We start from the raw sequence: 3,469 nt of genomic DNA on the forward strand, positions 1-3,469 counted from the left end.
GTGGGGGGGGCGCGCCGGGGGCCCCCGCGGGGCCGGGCTCGCCGCCCCCCCCCCCGGCCGCTCCCGGGGCCGGGGGGGGGGGGGGGGGGGGCCCCGCCCCCCCACCCCCCCCGCCGTTCCGTGCTCCCTGGGCGTGCGCCGCCGGTCAGGCCAGGGCGAGGAAGAGCTTCTCCAGCTCGGCCTCGCTCATCGGCGGGGCGTCCTCGTCGGCGGCCGCCATGCACTGGCGCATGCCGCTTGCGACGATCTTGAACCCGGCCCGGTCGAGCGCGCGCGAGACGGCGGCGAGCTGGGTGACCACGTCCTTGCAGTCCCGGCCCGCCTCGATCATCGCGATCACTCCGGCCAACTGGCCCTGCGCGCGGCGCAGCCGGTTCAGGACCGCGCCGACCGCCTCGTCGTCCACCTGCATGTCGGGGCCGCCTTTCACATCGACTGTCGATGGACAAGTGTACCCGGCGGGGTATTCATTCCCGGGTGGCGAAAGTCGTACCCGACCCACCCGCCCGGGGCGCGGATCGGCGGCGGGGACGGGTGCCGGTCGGCGGCAGTGGCGGGCGCGGCTCAGCGGCGGGCCAGGCGTCGCTCCCCGCCCGCGCCGGTCGCGTACGGAAGTCCGTAGTGCGCGAACACGGCGGGCTCGTCCTCGGCGGGCAGCACGTCGTCGGTGCCGATCGCCGGAGCCTGCTTGACGACGTTGCGCGGGTACGCCACCCGGAGGTAGTCCGGTCCGGCCACCGCCCCCTCCAGCGGGACGAACACCAGGCGGCGACGGCCGGCGAACCCGACCGTGACGGTCGCGAAGAACGGCTCGTCGCTGGCCGTCTCCACGTAGACCGACTCCAGCGAACCTATGCGGCGGCTCTTCTCGTCGACCACGGCGTGGCCGCGCCACTCCCGGATGTCCGCCATTGCGATGCCCATGGCCCGGCCTCCCGCCTCCGGCTCTTCCACGGCCCTGATCCCCCCATCCTCCGTCGGGAGCGACGGGGGCGCACGACGGGCCCCGGCGCCGACCGCGTCGGCAGGTACGGCGGGGTGGCCCGCAGGCACTGTGGTCCATGCGGGCCAGACCACCTTGAGCGGGGCGGGCCGTTCGATGAAGGACGGGTGGTTCGCGCACAGTCGGAGCACGTCAGTGCGGGAGTTCCGGGGAGAGCCGCGTGATCGGGGAGGCCGTGTGATCATCGCCCGCGAGGTGGAGTTCGACCGCGACGAGATGTTCGAGCTGTACGACGGACGGGAACTCCCCGGAGCACTCAGACCTGGCGGCCGGGTGGGACGAGACCGGTCTGGTAGGCGATGGCGACGAGCTGGGCGCGGTCGCGGGCGTCGAGCTTGTTCATCGCCCGGTGGACGTGGGTGCGGACGGTGAAGGGGCTGACGAACATCCGCTCCGCGATCTCCTCATTGGTGAGGCCGGTGGCGGCCATCGACATCACCTCGCGCTCGCGGGCGGTGAGGACGGCGAGCCGCTCACTGGTCGGCGTTCCGGGCGCCGGTTCGGGCTGGGCCAGGAACTGGTCGATCACGGCCCGGGTGGCGGCCGGCGAGAGCAGTGCCTCGCCCGCCGCGACAGTGCGGACGGCAGCGAGCAGCTCCTTCGGGTCGGCGCCCTTGCCGAGGAAGCCGCCGGCGCCGGCGCGCAGCGCCTGGGCCACGTACTCGTCGATCTCGAAGGTGGTGAGGATGAGCACCCGGGTGCCGGACAGCTCCTCGTCACCGCAGATCTCGGCGGTGGCGCCGAGGCCGTCGACGCCGGGCATCCGGATGTCCATCAGCACGATGTCGGGCTTGGTGGCCCGGGCGAGCGCGACGGCCTCCCGGCCGTCGGCGGCCTCGCCGACCACCTCCATGTCCTCCTCCGCGTCGATCAGCAGGCGGAATGCCCCGCGCAGCAGGGCCTGGTCGTCGGCGAGCAGTACCCGGATGGTCATGCGTGGTCCCTCTCCTCTCGGGTGGCGTCGACCGCACCGGTGGCGCCGTCTCGTCCTTCGGCTGGTGTCGGGCGATCGGTACGGGCGGTTCGCACGGCCCGGGCGGCCCGGGCGAGTTCGGCGGCGGTGAAGCCGCCCGCGGAGTCGGGGCCGTCGTCGCGGGCGCCGGTGCGCAGCGGCAGTTCGGCGGTGACCAGGAAACCGCCGCCGGGCCGCCGGTCGGCGCTGAGCCGGCCGCCGACCGCGCCGGCCCGCTCGCGCATGCCGATCAGTCCGAAGCCGCCCTCGCTCGGCGGGTGCTGCGACAGCGGGACGGCGCGGGGTCGGCTGGTCGCGCTCGGGCGGCCGTTGGCGACGCTGACCGCGACCCGGCTGCCGCTGTAGGCGAGGGTGATCTCGGCGTCGGCGCCGTGGGCGTGCTTGGCCACGTTGGTCAGTGACTCCTGGACGATCCGGAAGGCGGTGAGGTCCACGCCGGGCGACAGCGGGCGGGCCTCGCCCTCGACGGTGAGCCGGACCGGCAGGCCGGCCCGTTCGAAAGTGGTGATCAGCTCGGGCAGCCGGTCGAGGCCGGGGGCGGGTTCGAGCGGGGCGGGCTCCTCGGCGCGGCGCAGCAGGCCGACGGTGGCGCGCAGCTCCTGGAGGGCCGAGCCGGTGGCGTCGGTGATGTGACTGAGCACCTCACGGGCCTGGACGGGATGGCTGTCCATGAGGTGGACGGCGATGCCGGCCTGGGCGTTGGCGAGGGCTATGTGGTGGGCGACGACGTCGTGGAGATCACGGGCGATCCTGATCCGCTCGTCGGCGACCCGCCGCCGGGCCTCCTCCTCGCGGGTGCGCTCGGCGCGTTCGGCGCGTTCCTCGATGGCCGCGAGGTGGGCGCGGCGGTTGCGGATCGAGTCTCCGAGGGCGCCGGGCAGCAGGGCCCAGGCGAGGACGCCGAGCCGTTCGCTGATCGGACCGCCGTGGCCGAGCAGCAGGGCGATCCCGGTGAGCAGGACGGCGGTGACGACCGAGGCGCGCAGCGCGGTGGCGCGGTCCGTGCGAATGGCGAGGAAGTAGAGCGCGAGCAGCAGCGGGGACGCAAGCGTCGGAGTCAACCGGGGGCTGACGATGGCGAGCACCATCGTGCAGAGCAGCGTGACGGCGACCACCGCACGCGGGTGGCGGCGGTGGGCGAGCACGGTGACGGCGGAGACCATCGCGAGGCCGAAGGTGATCGGGTCGAACCAGGTGAGGTGGCCACCGGTCTGGTCGATGGTGGCGCCGAGGGCGGTGATTGTGATCATGGCCGCCCCGCCGGCGGCGTCGAGCAGCCGGGGGTGGTCGCGGCGCAGGCGCTGCCAGGTATCGCTCATGGTCGTGCTCTCCGGTCGGGGACGCTGGCCACGCCCGCAACCGGGCAGCTTCGGTTCCTGCCGCGCCGGCCCCCGGTCGGGGGCGCGGCGGGCCGCGTCGGGGGGGGGCGGGGGGGGGCCGGGGGGCCGCCGACCCACGGGGAGGGGGTGGGTGGTAAGGAAGGGGGGGCGCGA

At 74.9% G+C, this 3,469-nt stretch carries 4 protein-coding genes; all 4 read right to left on the reverse strand.

Going from position 1 to position 3,469, the window contains the following annotated elements; genetic code table 11:
* Positions 1–145: 145 nt before the first annotated feature.
* Entirely contained in the window at positions 146–412 is a 267-nt protein-coding gene (locus ACWDBE_RS34910) for a metal-sensitive transcriptional regulator (protein WP_449792736.1), read from the reverse strand.
* A gap of 152 nt (positions 413–564) precedes the next feature.
* Positions 565–924 carry a PRC-barrel domain-containing protein gene (locus tag ACWDBE_RS34915; protein WP_449792737.1) on the reverse strand — a complete coding sequence of 120 codons (360 nt, stop codon included), beginning with the start codon at positions 922–924 and terminating at the stop codon, positions 565–567.
* Positions 925–1,259: 335 nt separating this feature from the next.
* Complete coding sequence (locus tag ACWDBE_RS34920; RefSeq protein WP_449792738.1) at positions 1,260–1,937, reverse strand: response regulator transcription factor; 678 nt, start codon at positions 1,935–1,937, stop codon at positions 1,260–1,262.
* Positions 1,934–3,295 (reverse strand): sensor histidine kinase, encoded by a 1,362-nt coding sequence (locus tag ACWDBE_RS34925; RefSeq protein ID WP_449809952.1) that lies wholly within the window; start codon positions 3,293–3,295, stop codon positions 1,934–1,936. The genes ACWDBE_RS34920 and ACWDBE_RS34925 overlap by 4 nt, the downstream gene beginning before the upstream one ends.
* Between the last annotated feature and the right edge of the window lie 174 nt (positions 3,296–3,469).

Source organism: Kitasatospora sp. NPDC001132 (genome assembly GCF_053598415.1).

Coding starts and splice junctions, on each gene's coding strand:
- ACWDBE_RS34910 (WP_449792736.1), bottom strand. CDS start 412: ATGCAGGTGGACGACGAGGCGGTCGGCGCGGTCCTGAACCGGCTGCGC.
- ACWDBE_RS34915 (WP_449792737.1), bottom strand. CDS start 924: ATGGGCATCGCAATGGCGGACATCCGGGAGTGGCGCGGCCACGCCGTG.
- ACWDBE_RS34920 (WP_449792738.1), bottom strand. CDS start 1,937: ATGACCATCCGGGTACTGCTCGCCGACGACCAGGCCCTGCTGCGCGGG.
- ACWDBE_RS34925 (WP_449809952.1), bottom strand. CDS start 3,295: ATGAGCGATACCTGGCAGCGCCTGCGCCGCGACCACCCCCGGCTGCTC.